The organism is Micromonospora sp. CA-259024 (assembly GCF_050936255.1).
In the GTDB taxonomy this organism is placed as follows: Bacteria; Actinomycetota; Actinomycetes; order Mycobacteriales; family Micromonosporaceae; genus Micromonospora.
Window position 1 is genome coordinate 4,188,849 of sequence record NZ_JBNJND010000001.1, and the last position, 18,301, is coordinate 4,207,149.

The window sequence follows — 18,301 nt, forward strand, 5'->3', positions numbered from 1 at the left end:
CCGGCCCAGCACGTGGTTCAGGACACCGGCACCAGCTCCGGGGCGGGTGCGGGCGGATCGGTGACGGCGGGTGCCGGGCGAGGGCGCAGGAAACGCGGAGTCCACCAGTTGGCGTCGCCCAGCATGGTCATCAGCGCCGGCAGCACCACCCCCCGGATGATCGTGGCATCCAGCAGGATCGCCGCCGCCAGGCCGATGCCGAGCTGCTTCATGTCGATCGTGCTCAGCGTGGCGAAGATCGAGAACACCCCGACCATCACGATCGCCGCGCTGGTCACCACCCCGGCCGACGACGTGATCCCGTACGACACGGCGTCGCGGTTGGGCATGCCGGCCCGGATCCCCTCGCGGATCCGACTGACCACGAAGACGTGGTAGTCCATCGAGAGGCCGAAGAGCACCACGAAGAGGAACAGCGGCAGCCAGGACACGATCGCGCCCATCGACGTGAAACCGAGCAGCCCTTCGGCCCACTCGCCCTGGAAGACCAGCACCAGCAGCCCGTACGCGGCACCGGCGGAGAGCAGGTTCAGCGCGATCGAGCTCGCCGCGATCACCACCGACCGGAAGGTGAGCACCATGACCAGGAAGGTCAGCACCAGCACGAACCCCATCACCAGCGGCAACTTGTCCCGGACGTGAGACGCGTAGTCCTCACTGTCGGCCACGCTGCCGCCGACCGCGTACTCGATGCCAGGGATGCCCCGCAGCTCGGCCGGGACCAGGTCCCCTCGCAACTTTTCCAACGACTGCACCGACCGGTCGTCCCGACTGGCGTACGGGGTGGCGACGTCCAGCACCGACACCCGCCGGTCGGCCGACACCTCGATCTTCGGGCCGTCCGCCTCGGCCGGGGCGAACAGCGGATCACCGGCGGCCCGGGTGGACAGGTCGATGAGGGCGGCGCGGACCCGGTCGGCCTGCTCGGCCGGCGCCTGGACGGCCACCACATGGTTGGTGCCGGTGCTCGGAAAGGCGGCGGTGAGCCGGTCGTACGCCTGCATGGCCGGAGTCGTGCGCGGCAGGTCCTCCATGCCGGGGAACTTCAGCTTCATGCCGAGCGCCGGCGCGGCCAGCGCGAGCAGCAGCCCGACCGAGATGACCAGCGTCGCCACCGGGGCGCGCAACGCGGGCCGGAGCACCGCCGGCCAGAGCCGGGGCGGGCGCGGGCCGCCGTGCCGATTGGTGCGCGGCGCGGTCAGCCGCCAGAGCAGCGGCACCCGCGGGCGGTCGACCCAGCGGCCGAGCTTGGCCAGCAGGGCCGGCAGCACGGTCAGCGAACCGGTCACCGCGACGGCGACCACGAGGATCGAGCCGACCGCGAGGGACGAGAAGACCACGTCGCCGGCGAGCAGCAGCCCGGCCATCGAGATGATCACCGCGAAGCCGGAGACCACCACGGCGTGTCCGGAGGTCTCCGCCGCGATCTCCACCGCGTCGAGGCCGGATCGGCCCTTGGCGCGTTCCTCCCGCTCCCGACGGATGTAGAACAGCGAGTAGTCGACCCCGACCGCCATGCCGATCAGCAGGATCACCGGGCCCGTGGTGTCGGTGGCCGGCACCAGGTGCGAGGCGAGGGTGGACAGACCCATCGCGGCGGCTACCGAGGAGAGCGCCAGCAGCACCGGCACGCTGGCCGCGATCAGCGCGCCGAACGCGATGATCAGAATCGCCAGGGTGACCGGCAGGCTGAGCAGCTCGGCGCGCTTGAAGTCCTTGCCCAGGGTGTCGTCGAGGGCCTGGCCGATCGACGGCCCGCCAACCTGCTCAACGCGTAACTGCGGGTGCGCGGCCTGCACGCTGGCAGTGGCGTCCCGCAACGGCTGCACCCGCTCCGAGGCGGTCTCCGGGTCGCCGGACATGGTGATCGGCAGCAGCAGCGCCGAGCCGTCCCGCGCGGTGACCGGCTGGCCCACCTCGGCCACCCCGGTGACCGTACGCAGCCGGGCCGACGCGTCGTCGGCCGCCGCCTTCGCCGCCGCCTGGTCCAGCGCACCGCCCCGAGAGGTGATCAGGACGTTGTCCACGGCCGGGTCGTCGAAGTCGCCGGCGTCCACGATCAGGCTGGCGCGCCCCGCCTCGCCGATCGCCTGGTCGCCGCTGGTGGCCTCGTTGAGGCCTGCGGCGTTGCCGCCGACGAAGCACACCGCCACGAACACGGCCCACAGCGCGATCGCCCGCCACGGGTGCTCGGCACTCCACCGCGCCAGACGCACCGTCACCGGTCTTGCCGCCATCTCGTGTCCCCCTGTCACGTCAACCCCCTGTCAACGGTGCTGACGCTAGGGGCGTGACGAGACGGTCACATCGGGGATCAGCCCCGGCCCACCCCGGAACCGCTGCCCCGCGGGCGGGGGTCGTCCGGCGGGCGTCGACCCGCGATCCGGACGTACGCTGGGGTCCAGCCCGGAGCGGCCCGCCGCGACCCGCCGGCACCGCCCCGGAGCCGACTCCGGGTCATCCCCGAAGGGAACCCCGAGGTCGGGGCTGGCAGTGCGGGCAGCTGTACGAGGACCGGTTCATGAACGCCTCGCGACGGATCGGCGCGCCACACCGGCGGCACGGCTCGCCCTCGCGGCCGTAGGCGTTGAGCGCCCGGTCGAAGTAGCCGCTCTCTCCGTTGACGTTGACGTAGAGGGCGTCGAAGCTGGTGCCGCCCTCGCTGATCGCCTCGGCCAACACGTCGCGGACGTGACCGAGCAGGCGCTGCGCGGCCGGGCCGGTCAGGGCGTCGGTGGGTCGTCCGCCGTGCAGCCCGGCGCGCCAGAGCGCCTCGTCGGCGTAGATGTTGCCCACCCCGGAGATCAGGGTCTGGTCGAGCAGGGCCCGCTTCACCTCGGTGTGCCGGCGGCGCAGCGCCGCGACGAACGCCGCGTCGGAGAACTCCGGATCCATCGGGTCGCGGGCGATGTGCGCGATCTCGGCGGGCAGCTCGGCGCCGCCCTCGCTCACCGAGAGCCCACCGAACGTGCGCTGGTCGACGAAGCGCAGCTCCGGGCCGTCGTCGGTGAACCGGAACCGGACCCGCAGATGGGTCTCGTCCGGGGTGCCGGGCGGCTGGAGCAGCAACTGGCCGGACATACCGAGGTGCCCGATGATGGCGTCGCCGCTGTCCAGCGGCAACCACAGGTACTTGCCGCGACGGCGGACGTCGAGCACGGTCCGGCCGGCGAGCACGTCGGCGAAGTGCACACCGCCCGGGACGTGCCGGCGGACCGCGCGCGGGTGACGGACCTCGACCGAGGCGATCCGGCGGCCGATGACCCACTGGGCCAGACCCTGCCGGACGGTCTCCACCTCGGGCAGCTCAGGCACCCCGCGACCCCGTCTCGTGGCCGTCGACGCCCCCGGCCGGCAGGGCCTGCGCCAGGTGGTCGGCCTGCTCGGCCTGGGCCGCCCGCTCGGCGCGCTCCAGCGGCCCGAACGGCTCATCCCGGTCGGCCGAGTCGTCGGAGTCAGTTGGCTGGTCCCGGCGATCGTCGCCGGTCCGCCCGTCCTGGCCGTCGTCGCCGTCCTGGCCGTTCTGCTCGGCGAGCGTCCGCCAGGCGGCCTCGGCGGCCCGCTGCTCGGCCTCCTTCTTGCTGCGCCCCTCGGCGCCGCCGTACCGGTTGCCGGCCACCACCACCCAGGCGGTGAACGTCTTGAGATGGTCCGGGCCGGTGCCCTCGATCCGGTACTCCGGAACGCCGAGCCCGAGCGCCGCAGTCAGCTCCTGCAGGCTGGTCTTCCAGTCCAGTGCGGCGCCCCGACCAGCCGATTCGGCCATCAGCGGGTCGAAGAGCCGGTGGATGACGATCCCCGTGGTGTCCAACCCGTACTGGAGGTAGATCGCGCCGAGCAGCGCCTCCAGCGTGTCGGCCAGGATGCTCGCCTTGTCCCGGCCGCCGGTGGTCTCCTCGCCCTTGCCGAGCAGCAGGTACGCGCCGAGGCCGTCCGGGCCCAGGCCACGGGCCACGTCGGCGAGCGCCCGCATGTTGACCACGCTCGCGCGCAGCTTGGCCAACTGCCCCTCGGGCAGGTCCGGATGGTTGTGGAAGAGCGCCGTGGTGATCACCACGCCGAGCACCGAGTCGCCGAGGAACTCCAGCCGCTCGTTGGTGGGCAGCCCGCCGTTCTCGTAGGCGTACGAGCGGTGGGTCAGCGCACGCTGCAGCAGCTCGGGTTCCAGGCTCACGCCGAACGCGGCTTCCAGGTGACCGACGGACGCCCGCCGCCGCTTGTCGTTGCTCATGATGTGCGTACCTCGGTGTCGGTGGAGCGGTCGGTGCGGTCCTTGGTGGCGTCGCCGTCGAGCAACGCGGAGACCAGTTCGGTGGCGCGTCGCCGCCACAGGTGGGCGGCGAGGGCCAGGCCGGAGGCGATGTCGTCGGCACGGGCGGAACCGTGGCAGATGACCACCGTCCCCGCGACGCCCAGCAGGGCGGCCGCGCGGGGCGCGCCGCCCTCGGCCGGTGGGCCGCCGGCCATCGCGTACGCGCCCTCGATGGCCTTGAGCAGCACGTTACCGGTGAAGCCGTCGGTGACGACCACGTCGGCGCGCGCGCCGAGGGTCACGTCGTACCCCTCGACCAGGCCGACGTAGCGCGCCCCGCCGGGCAGCGGCTCGACGGCGAGCAACGGGTCGGTGGCCCGGCGGACCCGGTCGCCCTTGCCGGCCTCGGTGCCGACCGAGAGCAGCCCGACCCGCGGCGCGGCGATCGAGTGCGCCACCGAGGCGTACGCGGCGCCGAGCACGGCGTGGCGGGCGAGGGTGGCCGGGCGGGGCTCCAGGGAGCCGCCGACGTCGAGCAGCACGACCGGCCCGGCCACGGCGGGCAGGGTGGCGACCAGGGCGGGTTGGCGGATCTCCGGCCAGCGGCCGAGGCCGAGCACGGCAGCGGTGACGGTGGCACCGGTGGCACCGGCGGAGAGCAGAGCGTCGGCGGTCCCGTCGCGGACGGCGGTGACCGCGGCCCGGACGGTGCTCTCCGCGCGGGCGGCGCTGGGATGGTCGGCCATGCCGACGACATCACGGACGGGCCGCACCGTGATCCGGACACGGTGCACCGGATCGAGGGCAGCGATCAACTCGTCGGCGACCTCGGTCGGGCCGACGAGGAGCAGATGCAGGTCAGGGTCGGCACGCATGGCCCGCAGAGCGCCGTCAACCACGACGGCGGGAGCGTCGTCCCCGCCGAGGAGGTCAACGGCGATCCGCGCGGTGCCCGGCTCCACCGGAACGCCGGCCGGAGCAGACCGGCCGGCGTTGGAGGGAGCCGGGGCACCGGGCGAATGCCAGGGTGCGCGTGCCGCCCGACCTGAGGTCGGGGGCGTCACTCGGCGTCCAGGTCAGACCTCGAGAACCTGGCGGCCGTTGTAGGTGCCGCAGACGGAGCAGGCGGCGTGCGGCAGCTTCGGGGACTTGCACTGCGGGCACGCAACGGTCGCGACCACGGTCGCCTTCCAGTTCGCCCGGCGGGACCGGGTGTTGCTGCGCGACATCTTGCGCTTCGGGACGGCCACGGTTCTTACTCCTCTGTAACGGTCAGTTGCGACAGGCCCGCCCAACGCGGGTCGATCTGCTGGTGACTGTGGTCGGCCGGCAGATCGTCCCAGTGCGCCCCGCATTCGGGGCACAACCCTGGGCAGTCCTCCCGGCAGAGCGGGTTGGTCGGCAGCGTGAGCACCAACGCGTCCCGCAGCGCCGGCTCCAGGTCGATCAGATCGCCCTGCATCCGGCCCACCTCGTCCTCGTCGGTCGTGGCGTCCGTGGTGCTGTCCTCGTACGCGTACAGCTCCTGGATCGTCACGCCCATCGAGTCGTTGATCTCGCGCAGGCAACGGCCGCACTCACCCCGGACGGGACCGGTGATGGTCCCCGAGACGAGCACGCCCTCGGACACCGACTGCAACCTCAGATCGAGGTCGAGGTCCGCGCCCTCCGGCACGCCGATCAACTCCACACCGAGGTCCGCCGGTGCCGGCACGACCCGCTGGACCTCACGCAACGCGCCAGGTCGGCGCGGCAGGTCCCTCGTGTCGAGGACCAGCGGCGACCTGGGGTTGAGTGTCGATGGCGAGTGCTTGGGCATAGTTAGACTCCGGCCGGTGAGAGGCCGACAAAAAAGGTTACCTGGGCGACCGCCGGACCGTCGAACCGGGGGCGACGCCCGCCTGAGAATGTCGGCTGGTGAGGTGCCGCTCAGAAGGGTAGCGGGCGTTCCGCCTCATCCCCAGCGAAGGTGCCGATCTCGCGCAGTGCGTGCATCTTGTCCCGGCCGCGCTCTATCGAGGCCAGCGCCCGGGTGAGGAACTGCTCGAAGTTGGCCAGCGCGGTGTCGACGTAGTCGTCGACCTCCTCACGTAGGCGCTGCGCCTCGGCCCGGGCCTCGGCGATGATCCGGGCGCCCTCGTGCTCGGCCGACACGGTGATCTCGTTCACCGACACCAGGCGGGCGTGTTCCGCCTCACCCTCGCTGATGATCCGGTCCGCCTCGCGCTTGCCGGCTTCCATGATCTTGTCGCGCTCCTCGAGGAGCGCGGCGGCGCGACGCAGGTCGGCGGGGAGGTCGGCGCGCATCTCGTCGAGGGCCGCGATCATCTCACCCCGGTCGACCATGCAGTTGTTGCGCGACATCGGGACGGAGCGGGCCTGCTCCACCATGGCGATCAGTTCGTCGATGCGATCGAGCGGGTCCACCGGTACCTCACTCCTGTCGTTCGTCGGCCGACCTCCATGATGCGGGCTACGGCCGGTTCCCCGCTCTACCAATCATGTCCTGCCCGCCCCACACGCGCCCCATCCACCCCAACCCGGCGCGTCGCGACATCGTCACCCCGCGCTGATCTTGCAGCCCCACTCCTCGCCGATCTTGCACTTGCTGTCGCACCAAACCGCCCCGAAAGGGGCGATCCGGCAACCAAAAGTGCAAGATCGCGGGGGTGAGGGGTTAAGGGCGGGGGCCGAGGCGGGCCTGGAGGGCCTCGCGGACCGGGTCGGGCACGTGGGCGGAGATGTCGCCGCCCCACTTGGCCACGTCCTTGACCAGGCTCGAAGAGAGGAACGAGTAGAGCGGGTTGGTCGGCATGAAGAGCGTCTCGACGCCGGCCAGCCCGATGTTCATCTGGGCCATCTGCAACTCGTAGTCGAAGTCGCTGACCGCCCGCAGGCCCTTGATCAGCACACTCGCCTGCTGGGCCCGGCAGAAGTCCACCAGCAGCCCTCGGAACGACTCGACCCGCACGTTCCCGTACGACGAGGTCACCTCGCGGAGCATCTCGATCCGCTCCTCGACGGTGAACAGGCCACTCTTCGACTGGTTCACCAGCACGCCGACGATCACCTCGTCGAAGAGCCGGCTGGCCCGCCCGATGATGTCGAGGTGTCCGTTGGTGACCGGATCGAACGAACCGGGGCACACCGCACGTCTCATGATCGGCGACCGTACCAAAGGGTGGTCTCGCCGTAACGGCGACTGCGGTCGGCCGTGATTCCGTCCACCCAGTCGACCGGGCCGGTGCGGCTCGACCGCTCCACCACCACCATGGCGTCGCTGACCAGCCAGCCACCGTCGACCAGCGCGGCCAGCAGCGCGGTGATCTCGGCGTCCGGCACCGCGTACGGCGGGTCGGCGAAGACCACGTCGTACGGCTCACCGCCCGGACCGGCGGCCAGCACCGTCGCCACCTTGCCGGTGACCAGGCGGGCCGCCGGGCCGGCGCGCAGGGCCGCCACGTTCTCCCGGATCACCCGGGCCGCCCGCGGGTCGGACTCGACCAGCAGCACGTGCCGGGCGCCCCGGGAGAGCGCCTCCAGTCCGACGGCGCCCGAGCCGGCGTACAGGTCGGCGAAGCGGGCGCCGTCGAGGTCGACCTCGGCCTGGACGGCGCTGAACAACGCCTCGCGCACCCGGTCGGAGGTGGGTCGGGTACCGGCGCCGGGAGGCGCGGCGATCCGCCGGCCACCGAGCGTCCCGGCCACGATCCGGGTCACCGTCTCCTCCTGCTCATGCCCGCGACGCTACGCGATGGGGCACGGGGCCGGTCACCACGGCGCGTATCCGAGGAACCGACCGGCCGGCGGTCGCGCGCTGGCTCCGCTCGCCCCGGGGGCGGACCGCAGGGCACCGCCGTCGGCGGCGCGCCGCCGTCTGGTCCGGGGAGTGCGTGAGCAGCCCGGGGGGGCTTGCCATCCACGGTGGAGCCTCCGGAGGCGAACGGTCCCTCGTGATCGAACCGACACCTTCGGTATATCAAAGATCACGAATCAACTACATTGCCAGATGGCAATGATCTGAACTCCCCTCATTAACCACCCATCAGTACAGTCACCCCCTGTCCCCGCTTTTGCCGCGGGAACACCACCGCGTCGCACGGTGCCCCGGTGAGCAGGTGACCCCCCGGTCACGATGCCTCCCGGCCTCCCGCCACGCGATCCGTACCCCCCTCATCAGGAGCAGGCGTGAACCCTCCCAAGTCTCCGTTCCGGCGCCTCGCGGCCATCGCCGCGGGCGCGCTGATCGGCATCGCCGGCGTCGTGACGTTCGCCGCACCCGCCAGCGCCCACCACAGCGAGATCAAGGTCGTCGCCGACTGTGACACCGCCACCGGCGAGTGGGTCGTCAACTGGACCGTGAACAGCTACGCCCCGGGCGGCGTGAACAACTACAAGTTCAGCGAGGTCTCGGCGAAGACGTACGTCGGTGAGGTCGCCAGCGACGCCACCATCGTCGGTATCGCGGTCACCGAGGGCGACACGTACCCGCACGCCGTCAGCGAGGCCGTGAAGGCCACCCAGCGCCTGGACGCGAAGACCACCAAGGCCAGCCTGTCGGTGCGGGCCATGTGGGACAACAAGTTCGAGGACGACCAGCTGCGCTCGAAGTCGATCGAGTTCAGTGGGACCTGCGCCAAGGAGCAGCCGCCGGTGCCGGCGACCCCCAAGCCGACCGCCAACGTGTCCTCGGACTGTGACGGCGACGTCGTGGTGAAGCTCGAGAACGCCGAGGACGCCACCGCTCCGGCGAAGTTCACCATCACCGGTTCGGACGGCTTCACCGAGCGCGCCACCGTCAAGGTCGGCAAGAACGAGTCGGTCAAGGTGCCCGCCAAGAACGCCGCCACCATCAAGGTCGTCGCCGACGGTCTGGACAAGCCGCTCTTCGACGGCGTACCCGCCGCCGCTGAGAACTGCGTCGAGCCCGGCGAGCCGGCCGGCAGTTACAAGTCGACCTGCACCGAGCTGATCTTCGACATCGCCAACCCGGCCGACGGCAAGCCGGTCACGATCACCTTCACCCCGAACAAGGGCAAGGCCCAGACGCTGACCGTCGAGCCCGGCAAGAGCGGCACCGTCACCTTCCCGGCCCAGGAGGGCCTGACCGTGACGCCGGCCGCCGAGGGCCTCGATGACAGCAGCCCGATCGCCTGGGAGAAGCCGGCCAACTGCACCCCGGGTCAGGGTGGCGGCGACAAGGACGAGCCGACGCTGCCGCTGACCGGTGCCGCCACCGGCGGCATCATCGCCGGTGCCGTGGTGCTGCTCGCCGCCGGTGCCGCCCTGTTCGTGGTGGCCCGTCGTCGTCGGGTGCGCTTCACCGCCTGAGACAACCCGCTCTGACGACTGAGGGCGCGTCGACCATCCGGTCGGCGCGCCCTCAGTCGTGTGTGGTGTGTGATCGACTCGCGGTCAGTGGAACCGGGGTATCCCGTGCACGGGATACCCCGGTTTCAGTGGAACTGGAGTGGATCACCGGGCTGGCGCCCGGTATCCCAGCGGGCTCAGCCCTTTTCCAGGTACTCCGCGCGGTCCTCGTCCACCAGCGCGGCCACCGAGGCGGCCAGCGCCGGATTGCGGGTCAGCTCCGGATCATCCTCGACCAGGGTGATCGCCTCGGCGCGGGCGTCGCGGATCAGGTCGGCGTCGCGTCGCAGGGACAGCAGCCGAAGGTGCGAGCGGTGCCCGGACTGGGTGGCACCCAGCACGTCACCCTCACGGCGCTGCTCCAGATCCAGTTCGGCGAGCTTGAAACCGTCGCTCGTGGACGCCACCGCGTCCAGCCGCTCCCGCGCCGATGAACCCTCGGCCGCTTCGCTGACCAGCAGGCAGAGCCCGGCGGCGGCGCCCCGGCCGACCCGACCACGGAGCTGGTGCAGTTGGGAGACGCCGAACCGGTCGGCGTCCAGCACGATCATCACGGTGGCGTTCGGCACGTCCACGCCGACCTCGATCACAGTGGTCGCCACCAGCACGTCCAGATCGCCGGCGGCGAAGGAGCGCATCACCGCGTCCTTCTCGTCGGCCGGCAGGCGACCGTGCAGCACCCCGATCCGCAGGCCGTGCAGCGGCCCCTCGGCCAGCAGCGGTGCCACCTCGGTCACCGCCAGCGGCGGACGACGGCCGTTGTCGTCCACCGGCGGGGGTTCCTCCTCCGACGCCGGACCATCACCGATTCGCGGACAGACCACGTACGCCTGATGGCCGGCGGCCACCTCCTCGCGCAGCCGACGCCAGGCCCGATCCAGGTAGGCCGGCTTCTCGGCGGCCGGCACCACGTGCGAGGCGATCGGCGACCGGCCCCGGGGCAGCTGGGAGAGGGTGGAGACCTCCAGGTCGCCGTAGACGGTCATCGCCACCGTGCGCGGGATCGGGGTGGCCGTCATCACCAGCACGTGCGGCGGTTGGTCGGCCTTGGCCCGCAGAGCGTCGCGCTGCTCCACCCCGAAGCGGTGCTGCTCGTCGACGACCACCAGGCCGAGATCGGCGAAGTCGACCCCCTCGTAGAGCAGAGCGTGGGTGCCGAGCACGATGCCGGCGGCGCCGCTGGCCACCTCGGCGAGCGCGCGCCGTCGGGCCGCCGCGCCCAGTGAGCCGGTGACCAGCTCGACCCGGGTGGCGTGCTCGGCGGAACCCAGCTCACCGGCCCGTCCGAGCGGCCCGAGCAGGTCGAGCATGCCGCGGTGGTGCTGAGCGGCCAGCACCTCGGTCGGCGCCAGCAGCGCCGCCTGCCCGCCCGCGTCGACCACCTGGAGCATCGCCCGCAATGCCACCACCGTCTTGCCCGAGCCCACCTCGCCCTGCAACAACCGGTGCATCGGGTGCGGGGTGGCCAGATCCGCGGCGATCTCCACGCCGACGTCACGCTGACCGGCCGTCAACTCGTACGGAAGTCGGGCGTCGAAGGCGTCCAGCAGCCCGCCCGGGCGAGCCGGACGCGGCCGGGCCGGCCAGTCGGCCGCCCGGTGCTTGCGCTGCACCAGGGTCAACTGGACGGCGAACGCCTCGTCCCACTTGAGCCGCCGCCGTGCCCGGTGCAGCTCCTCCTTGCTGGACGGCCGGTGGATCTCCGTCAACGCGGTGCCCAGCCCGACCAGCTTGCGGCTGGCCCGCACGGTGCCCGGCAGCGGATCGTCCGGCGGGGTGAACGTGTCCAGCACGACCCGCACGCAACGGGCGATCACCCAGGTCGGCACGGCCGCAGCGGCCGGGTAGACGGGAATCAGCGCACCGGCGAACTCCTCGATCTCGTCGCTGACCGCGGCCTCGCCGTCACCACCCTCACCGAGCAGGACGTACTCCGGGCCGTTGAGCTGGCGCTTGCCCCGGAACTCGGTGACCTTGCCGGCGAACAACCCCCACCGGCCGGGACGCAGCTCCCGCTCGCGCCACGCCTGGTTGCCGAAGAAGGTCAACGTCAACACCCCGCCGGAGCCGTCGCCGACGGTCACCTCCAACAGGTTGCCCCGCCGCTGACGCATCGGGCGCACCGCGGTGCGCTGCACCTGGGCCAGCACGGTGACCTGCTCGCCGACGTCCAGCGAACGGATGTCGGTGTGCTCGCCGCGCTCGTCGTAGCGACGGGGGAAGTGGTAGACCAGGTCACCCGCGGTGTGCAGATCGAGGTGCGCGGCGAGCGCCTTGGCCGTCTTGTCCCCGACCAGCTTCTTCAGCGGAGTGTCCACGGTGGCTGGTTCGCTCATTCGATCCCTACCAGGAGCGGGTAAAACGGCTGACCACCCGGGTACGTGTGCACCTCGACGAACGGCCAGCGCCGCGCGACGTGCGCGCGGACGGCATCGGTGAGCCCGGTCGGAGCGTCCGCCCCGGCCAGCAGGGTGACCATCTCGCCACCACCGCCGAGCATCCGGTCGACCACCGCCGCGCAGGTGTCGGTCAGGTCGGTGCCGATCAGGTGCACCTCCCCCTCGACCAGCGCCAGCACGTCGCCGGGTCGGCACGGGCCGGCCACGGTCAGCGCCTCGCGGCTGGCATGGCAGACCTCGGCGTACCGGCAGGCGCCGGCCGCCTCGGCCATCGCGATCACGTCGTCCTCGAAGCGGCGGTCGTCGTCGCGGACCGCGAGGGCGGCCAGCGCCTGCACGGGCGAGCGGGTCGGCACCACGCTCACCTTGATGCCGTATCGATGTGCCTCGCGGGCCGCCGCGCTCGCCACCGCCTCCGTGTTGGCGTCGTTGGGCAGCACCACCACCCGGGCCGCACCGGTGCTGCGGACGGCGTCCAGCAGCTCTCCCGTGGACGGGTTGGCCGGCACCACGGTGGCCCCCTCCGCGGCGAACAACTCGGCGATGCCACCGCCGGTGGCCACCACCACCGCGGCCCGGCCGGCCGCCACCGGGCCGGAGGGCGGCTCCGGCTGATCGGCGAAACGGGTCACCGAGATCCGGTACGGGCGGCCGGCGCTGACGCCCGCCTCGACCGCCGCGCCCACGTCGTTGACGTGCACGTGCACGTTCCAGGTGCCCTCCGGCTCACGCCCGTCGCCGACGACGACGAGCGAATCCCCCAGTGCGTCCAGCGTCTGTCGCATCCCGGCCACCGCCTCGGCCCGGGCGTCGAGCAGGAACTGCACCTCGTACGCGTACTCGTCGGAACCGGTCTCCCGTGCGACGGTCGCCGCCGGACGGGCGGCGCGCGGCGTCGGCGCGGGCCGGGCGGCAGCCTCCCCGGTGAGCACCTCGACCAGGGCGTCGAGCAGCAGGCAGAGCCCTCGGCCGCCCGCGTCGACCACGCCCGCGCGGGCCAGCGCCGGCAACTGTTCCGGGGTCCGGGAGAGCGCCTCGGCCGCCGCCCGGGCCGCGACGCGGGCGACCGCCGGCAGGTCGTCGCTGTCCGCCCGTTCGGCCGCTGCGGCGGCCGCCGCGACCACGGTGAGCAGGGTGCCCTCCACCGGCCGGGCGACCGCCGTGTACGCGGCGGCGGTGCCGGACCGCAGCGCGGCTGCCAACGCCCGGCCGTGCACCGCCGGCACCACGGCGACCTCGTCGGCGAAACCCCGCAGAATCTGCGAGAGGATCACCCCGGAGTTGCCGCGAGCGCCCAGCAGCGCCCCCTGGGCCATCAGCCGGAGCGCGTGCCCGTGTGCGGTCGGCCCACTGTCGGGGAGAGTGTCCAGATCCATCGCGAGTGCCTGCTGGGCCGATGTGAGGGTGAGCACCAGGTTGGTGCCGGTGTCACCGTCGGGCACCGGATAGACGTTGAGCTGGTCGATCTCGCCCTGGTGGCGCTTGAGCGCGGCCAACCCACTCGCGCACCAGCGGCGGACCGCGGCGGCGTCGAGGGTGTCCAGCACGGCCAGAAGCCTACTGGCGCGCACCGACACCCGTCGGACTCGTCCGGCGTGTCCGCCTCGGGCCGGTCCGGCGGTGAGCGCGGCGCGGCGGGCCGCCTCCGGTACCCTTGCCGCCGGGCCAGCCCACCGTCGGGCGGGCGGGCCCGTGACCAGGCGGGAGCCGGAGCACGGCCAACCGCCGGACCAGGCCGGTTGGCCGGGTCGGCGAGTCATCGGGTAACCTGACCAGGTTGCCCGGGCAGCACCTGCCGGCGACCCCATGAACGTATCAATCCCAGGAGTATCCCGTGGCTAGCGTGTGCGACGTCTGTGGCAAGGGACCGGGCTTCGGCCACAACGTGTCCCACTCGCACCGGCGGACCAACCGCCGCTGGAACCCGAACATCCAGTCGGTGCGTACCCCGGCCGGTGGCGGCAACACCAAGAAGTTGCAGGTCTGCACCTCGTGCATCAAGGCCGGCAAGGTCACCCGCGCCTGACGCGGTAGCACCCACCTTCTCGTACGGCTCAGCCGGCGGACCCTGAGGTCCGCCGGCTCTGTCGTGTCCGCGCCACACTTCGTGCGCGGTGCCGCCCGCTGCGCCGCGGGCGGCCGAAACCGCAGGTCAGAGGGTGCGGCCGAAGGAGACGCAGCCCTCCGCGTCCTTGTAGAAGCCGAAGTTCGGGATCCGCTCGTAACCGGCGGAGCCGTACATGGCGATCGCCTCGGGCTGCTTGTCGCCGCACTCCAGGACCATTCGCTTGCGGCCCTGTTCGCGGGCCGAGCGCTCGACGGCCGCGAGCACCGTGCGGGCCACGCCCCGCCCACGCGCTGCCGGCGCCGTGTACATCCGCTTCAGCTCCGCGGTGTCCGCGCCGTGGCTGCGCCAGCCACCGCAGCCGACCGGCTCGCCGGCCAGGTAGGCGACGAGGAACGCGCCGTCGGGCGGCTCGAACTCGGTCGCGTCCACCGGGGTGTCGTCGCCGGAGCCGCCGTAGCGGGCACCGAGGTCGGCCAGTGCGGCACGGATCAGTTGCTGCGCCACGGGTGCGTCGAACCGCACCACCCGGATCTCGATCTCACTCACGGTATCCAGGGTACGGCGGGCGTCGGGCCTCACCGGAAGTGGTCCCAGCCGGCCGGGCCGTCGTGCGGCGCGCCGTCGACCGTCACCCCGGCACCATCGCTGACCAGGCCGATCGGCCGCCACTCCGGAGGCAGCACCACCGCCGGGGGGAAGGTCGCAGCCAGCGCGTGGTCGTCGCCACCGGCGAGGATCCAGGTGTACGGGTCGACGCCGAGCGCCTGCGCCGCGTCGGCCATCTGTCGAGGCACCTCGAACGCGTTGCGGCGTACGTCGATCGCCACCCCGCTCGCCGCCGACACGTGCCCGAGATCGGCCAGCAGCCCGTCGGACACGTCGATCATCGAGGTGGCGCCGAGCCGGGCCGCCTGCGGGCCGGCCTGGTACGGCACCTGCGGCCGCCGGTACGCCTCGACCAACAGCCGAGGGGTGCGGAAGCCCCGGGTGAGCACGGTCAGCCCGGCTGCCGCGTACCCGGTGCGCCCGGCCAGCGCGAGCACATCCCCGGGACGGGCACCCGAGCGCAGCACGGGCGCACGGCCCTCCAGGTCGCCCAGCGCGGTGACCGCGACGGTCAGGGTGGGGCTGGCCGACATGTCCCCGCCGACGACGCTCGCGCCGACCGTGGCCGCCTCGGCGGCCAGCCCGTCGGCCAGTTCCTCCGCCCAACCGGTCTCCAGGTCCGCCGGCATGCAGAGGGCGACCAGCAGTGCGGTCGGCGTGGCACCCATCGCCGCGATGTCGGCCAGGTTGGCCGCCGCCGCCCGGTGCCCGACGTCGCGGGCCGAGGACCAGTCCCGCCGAAAGTGCCGCCCGTCGACCAGCACGTCGGTGGAGGCCGCCACCCGCCCGTCCGGTGCGGCCACCACCGCCGCGTCGTCACCCGGGCCGAGGAGGGTCGTCGGCCCGAACGACAGCCGGGCGGTGATCTTCCCGATCAGCCCGAACTCCCCGATCCCGGACACACTGGTGCCAGCGCCGGCCTTCCGCCCGCCTTGCCCGGCTCCGCCGTGCTCGCTCACCGCTGCTCCTTGACCACCGATAGGGATCAGACCTGGTCCGTAAGGTACTTTCACCCTTCGGGCCGCTCCCGGGCGGCGACGGACGGAGGTCGAGTCGTGGTACAGGCGTACATCCTCATCCAGACCGAGGTCGGCCGCGCACGTGACGTGGCGGGTCTCATCGCGGACATCGCCGGCGTGGTACGCGTCGATGCCGTCACCGGGCCGTACGACGTGGTCGTCCTCACCGAGGCGAACACCGTCGACGAGCTCGGCAAACTCATCGTCAGCAAGGTGCAGATGGTGCCCGGCATCACTCGCACCCTCACGTGTTCGGTGGTGCGGCTGTAGGTGGACGAGATGACGACCTCCTCCGCTGCTCTGGACGACGACGGGGAACGCGGCGCGGCCGACGGGACGGGCGAGCCGGCTGACGGTATCCGCGAGCCGGCCGAGCCGGTTGCCGACGCGCCGGACGGCCGGGACCGGACCATTCGCGGCGCCGCCCTGCTGGCCACGCTGATCGCGCTGCCGATCACGTTGCTGGTGGCCGTGCTGGCCTTCACCAAGCTCACACCGGACGCGCCGGCCGCCGCGCCGACACCCTCCGCGACCAGCGCCCGGGTGCAGTCCACCACCCCGGTGGAGATGGCCGCTCCGGCTCTGGCCGCCCGCCCGGCCACGGTCTGCCGGGCGCTGCTCTCCCAACTGCCGGCGAGCATCCGCGACCTGGCCCAGCGGCCGGTCACCGCCGGCCCGGAGCAGAACGCCGCGTACGGCGACCCGGCGCTCACCGTCGCCTGTGGCGGCACCGAGCAGGCATTCCCCGACACCGACGAGGTCTGGACGGTCAACCGGGTCTGTTGGCACCTGGCCGAACAGGCCGACGAGACCGTGCTCACCACCGTCGACCGGGAGACGCTGATCACCGTGCGTGTCCCGCGCTCCTACGAGCAGCCGTTGCAGTGGGTGCCGTCCATCTCCAGCACGATCGTGGCGACCGTACCCTCCGGCGGCGCCGTCCCGTCCGGCTGCCAGCGCTGATCCGGCCCTGCGCCGGCTGCCGGCGCGGGGCCGGATGGCTCAGTGCAGGCCGACGCCGCGCCGCTGGGCGGTACGGATCAGCCGGTTGACCAGCTTCGGATACTCCAGGCCGGAGGCCGCCCACATCCGCGGGAACATCGACGTCGGGGTGAACCCGGGCATCGTGTTGATCTCGTTGAGGTAGACGTCCAGCTCGGGGGTGACGAAGAAGTCGGCCCGGGCCAGGCCGGCGCAGTCCAGCGCGGTGAACGCGCGGACCGCGTACTCCTGCACCTGGCGGGTCACCTTCTCCGGCAGGCCGGCCGGGATGTCGTACTCGCAGGAGTCGTCGAGGTACTTCGCCTCGAAGTCGTAGAAGTCGTGGTCGGCGACGACGCGCACCTCGGCCAGCACGGACGCCTCAGGCGCACCACCGGCCTCACCCTCCAGCACGCCGCACTCGACCTCACGGCCGACGATCGCGGCCTCGATGATGACCTTCGGGTCGAACTGCCGGGCGGCGGCGACCGCCGCGTCCAGCTGCGCCCAGTCGGTGACCCGGCTGACGCCGAACGACGACCCGGCCCGGGACGGCTTGACGAAGACCGGCAGACCGAGCCGTTCCTTGTCCTGCTCGCTGAGCGTCATCCCGCTGCGCAGGACCGCGTACGAGCCGACCGGGATGCCCTCGACGGCGCAGAGCTTCTTGGTGAACTCCTTGTCCATCGCCGCGGCGGAGGCGAACACGTTCGCCCCGACGTAGGGGATGCCGGCCATCTCCAGCATTCCCTGGATGGTGCCGTCCTCGCCGTACGTGCCGTGCAGCACCGGGAAGACCACGTCCACGTCGGCCAGCGCGCGGGGCCCCTCGGTCGGGTCGAGCACCATCAGGCCGTTGCCGGTGGGGTCGGCGCGCAGCACGATGTCGTCGCCGGAGTCGGCGGTGATCTCCGGCAACTGCCGGGCGTTGATCGCGAGCTCGGCGGGATCTCCGTTGGTCAGCACCCACTGGCCGGCCCGGGTGATGCCGACCGGCACCACCTCGAACTCGTCGGGGTCGAGCGCGCCGAACACGCTGCCGGCGCTGACACAGGAGATGCCGTGCTCCGGGCTGCGGCCGCCGAAGACGATCGCCACGCGGGTCTTGCCTGGGGTGGTCACTCCGGTCACCTCTTCGTACGCGACTGCGGCTGGTCGTGCTCGCCGGTGGCGCTCACCCGGTTGACCTTACTGTGCGTGGCGGTAAGGCGAGGCGATACCCGGCGAGCCACGGCACGACACGGCAAACGGTCATCAGAGGATATACGGTGCGTGACGGGACTGTTGCTGTGCCGCAGACCGGTGACCTGGGTCTGCTCAGTCCCGGGCGTGCCGGCGGCCGACCGCGATCACCTTCACCCGCTGCCGACCGGCCCGCACCATGCCCAGTGCCATGAACGCTCCGGCGATCCGGTCGGCGGCCTCCCGACTGCTGGCGCCGACCACCTGCCTGCGCCGCTCCGGCGCGGTGCGCTCGTTGCGGTCGATGCCCTCGACGGGACGCACGTCGGTGAGCACCACGAGGAAACGGGTCATCGAAGGCCGTCCGGGTGCACGGCGGGGGGCTCCAGAGGGGTACGCACGTCGTCTCCTTCCGGCGGGCCGG

General features: G+C 72.4%; 19 protein-coding genes. 4 read left to right on the forward strand and 15 right to left on the reverse strand.

What is annotated here, in order from left to right; all coding sequences use genetic code 11:
* Positions 1-17: 17 nt before the first annotated feature.
* The 9 genes from ACQEUX_RS18500 to rsmD all read right to left on the reverse strand — a co-directional run bounded on the left by ACQEUX_RS18500 (position 18) and on the right by rsmD (position 7,972).
* Entirely contained in the window at positions 18-2,237 is a 2,220-nt protein-coding gene (locus ACQEUX_RS18500) for an MMPL family transporter (protein WP_433049066.1), read from the reverse strand.
* Positions 2,238-2,457: 220 nt separating this feature from the next.
* Complete coding sequence (gene mutM / locus ACQEUX_RS18505) at positions 2,458-3,315, reverse strand: bifunctional DNA-formamidopyrimidine glycosylase/DNA-(apurinic or apyrimidinic site) lyase (protein ID WP_433049069.1); 858 nt, start codon at positions 3,313-3,315, stop codon at positions 2,458-2,460.
* Positions 3,308-4,231 carry a ribonuclease III gene (gene rnc, locus ACQEUX_RS18510; protein ID WP_433049072.1) on the reverse strand — a complete coding sequence of 308 codons (924 nt, stop codon included), beginning with the start codon at positions 4,229-4,231 and terminating at the stop codon, positions 3,308-3,310. The genes mutM and rnc overlap by 8 nt, the downstream gene beginning before the upstream one ends.
* Positions 4,228-5,214 carry a phosphate acyltransferase gene (locus ACQEUX_RS18515; RefSeq protein WP_433049075.1) on the reverse strand — a complete coding sequence of 329 codons (987 nt, stop codon included), beginning with the start codon at positions 5,212-5,214 and terminating at the stop codon, positions 4,228-4,230. The genes rnc and ACQEUX_RS18515 overlap by 4 nt, the downstream gene beginning before the upstream one ends.
* A gap of 114 nt (positions 5,215-5,328) precedes the next feature.
* Entirely contained in the window at positions 5,329-5,502 is a 174-nt protein-coding gene (gene rpmF / locus ACQEUX_RS18520; RefSeq protein WP_030335284.1) for a 50S ribosomal protein L32, read from the reverse strand.
* Positions 5,503-5,507: 5 nt separating this feature from the next.
* Positions 5,508-6,071 carry a YceD family protein gene (locus tag ACQEUX_RS18525; protein WP_110562455.1) on the reverse strand — a complete coding sequence of 188 codons (564 nt, stop codon included), beginning with the start codon at positions 6,069-6,071 and terminating at the stop codon, positions 5,508-5,510.
* 110 nt (positions 6,072-6,181) lie between these two features.
* Entirely contained in the window at positions 6,182-6,679 is a 498-nt protein-coding gene (locus ACQEUX_RS18530; RefSeq protein WP_088946596.1) for a hypothetical protein, read from the reverse strand.
* Between the two features lie 250 nt (positions 6,680-6,929).
* Positions 6,930-7,412 carry a pantetheine-phosphate adenylyltransferase gene (gene coaD / locus ACQEUX_RS18535; RefSeq protein WP_091393067.1) on the reverse strand — a complete coding sequence of 161 codons (483 nt, stop codon included), beginning with the start codon at positions 7,410-7,412 and terminating at the stop codon, positions 6,930-6,932.
* Positions 7,409-7,972, reverse strand: a complete 564-nt coding sequence (gene rsmD, locus ACQEUX_RS18540; RefSeq protein ID WP_433049082.1) for a 16S rRNA (guanine(966)-N(2))-methyltransferase RsmD — start codon at positions 7,970-7,972, stop codon at positions 7,409-7,411. Before rsmD ends, coaD begins: the two co-directional genes overlap by 4 nt.
* A gap of 468 nt (positions 7,973-8,440) precedes the next feature.
* Here rsmD and ACQEUX_RS18545 point away from each other — a divergent pair, with 468 nt between their 5' ends.
* Positions 8,441-9,583 (forward strand): LPXTG cell wall anchor domain-containing protein, encoded by a 1,143-nt coding sequence (locus tag ACQEUX_RS18545; protein WP_433049085.1) that lies wholly within the window; start codon positions 8,441-8,443, stop codon positions 9,581-9,583.
* A 176-nt stretch (positions 9,584-9,759) separates the two neighbouring features.
* Here the strand turns inward: ACQEUX_RS18545 and recG are convergent, their stop codons facing one another.
* Positions 9,760-11,958, reverse strand: coding sequence for an ATP-dependent DNA helicase RecG (gene recG / locus ACQEUX_RS18550; protein ID WP_433049088.1), 2,199 nt, complete (start codon positions 11,956-11,958; stop codon positions 9,760-9,762).
* A complete protein-coding gene (locus tag ACQEUX_RS18555; RefSeq protein ID WP_433049091.1) occupies positions 11,955-13,568 on the reverse strand; it encodes a DAK2 domain-containing protein in 1,614 nt (537 codons plus the stop codon). Before ACQEUX_RS18555 ends, recG begins: the two co-directional genes overlap by 4 nt.
* A gap of 287 nt (positions 13,569-13,855) precedes the next feature.
* Between ACQEUX_RS18555 and rpmB the strand changes: the two genes are divergently transcribed.
* A complete protein-coding gene (gene rpmB, locus ACQEUX_RS18560; RefSeq protein WP_007456456.1) occupies positions 13,856-14,047 on the forward strand; it encodes a 50S ribosomal protein L28 in 192 nt (63 codons plus the stop codon).
* A gap of 126 nt (positions 14,048-14,173) precedes the next feature.
* On the opposite strand, the gene ACQEUX_RS18565 is transcribed toward rpmB, so the two are convergent.
* Together ACQEUX_RS18565 and ACQEUX_RS18570 are read right to left on the reverse strand one after the other, a co-directional pair.
* Positions 14,174-14,635, reverse strand: coding sequence for a GNAT family N-acetyltransferase (locus ACQEUX_RS18565; RefSeq protein ID WP_433049094.1), 462 nt, complete (start codon positions 14,633-14,635; stop codon positions 14,174-14,176).
* Positions 14,636-14,664: 29 nt separating this feature from the next.
* On the reverse strand, positions 14,665-15,597 hold the full coding sequence (locus ACQEUX_RS18570; protein ID WP_433049969.1) for a thiamine-phosphate kinase: 933 nt from the start codon (positions 15,595-15,597) through the stop codon (positions 14,665-14,667).
* Positions 15,598-15,750: 153 nt separating this feature from the next.
* Here ACQEUX_RS18570 and ACQEUX_RS18575 point away from each other — a divergent pair, with 153 nt between their 5' ends.
* Together ACQEUX_RS18575 and ACQEUX_RS18580 are read left to right on the forward strand one after the other, a co-directional pair.
* A complete protein-coding gene (locus ACQEUX_RS18575; protein WP_007456453.1) occupies positions 15,751-15,984 on the forward strand; it encodes an Lrp/AsnC ligand binding domain-containing protein in 234 nt (77 codons plus the stop codon).
* A gap of 9 nt (positions 15,985-15,993) precedes the next feature.
* Entirely contained in the window at positions 15,994-16,677 is a 684-nt protein-coding gene (locus tag ACQEUX_RS18580) for a DUF3515 family protein (protein ID WP_433049098.1), read from the forward strand.
* Between the two features lie 39 nt (positions 16,678-16,716).
* Here ACQEUX_RS18580 and ACQEUX_RS18585 read toward each other — a convergent pair whose 3' ends face one another.
* The gene (locus tag ACQEUX_RS18585; protein ID WP_433049101.1) at positions 16,717-17,817 is read right to left on the reverse strand and encodes a D-alanine--D-alanine ligase family protein; all 1,101 of its coding nucleotides are present in this window, start codon (positions 17,815-17,817) and stop codon (positions 16,717-16,719) included.
* Between the two features lie 195 nt (positions 17,818-18,012).
* On the reverse strand, positions 18,013-18,231 hold the full coding sequence (locus ACQEUX_RS18590; protein ID WP_406067078.1) for a hypothetical protein: 219 nt from the start codon (positions 18,229-18,231) through the stop codon (positions 18,013-18,015).
* Between the last annotated feature and the right edge of the window lie 70 nt (positions 18,232-18,301).

Coding starts and splice junctions, on each gene's coding strand:
- ACQEUX_RS18500 (WP_433049066.1), bottom strand. CDS start 2,237: ATGGCGGCAAGACCGGTGACGGTGCGTCTGGCGCGGTGGAGTGCCGAG.
- ACQEUX_RS18525 (WP_110562455.1), bottom strand. CDS start 6,071: ATGCCCAAGCACTCGCCATCGACACTCAACCCCAGGTCGCCGCTGGTC.
- ACQEUX_RS18590 (WP_406067078.1), bottom strand. CDS start 18,231: ATGACCCGTTTCCTCGTGGTGCTCACCGACGTGCGTCCCGTCGAGGGC.
- ACQEUX_RS18580 (WP_433049098.1), top strand. CDS start 15,994: ATGACGACCTCCTCCGCTGCTCTGGACGACGACGGGGAACGCGGCGCG.
- coaD (WP_091393067.1), bottom strand. CDS start 7,412: ATGAGACGTGCGGTGTGCCCCGGTTCGTTCGATCCGGTCACCAACGGA.
- rnc (WP_433049072.1), bottom strand. CDS start 4,231: ATGAGCAACGACAAGCGGCGGCGGGCGTCCGTCGGTCACCTGGAAGCC.
- recG (WP_433049088.1), bottom strand. CDS start 11,958: ATGAGCGAACCAGCCACCGTGGACACTCCGCTGAAGAAGCTGGTCGGG.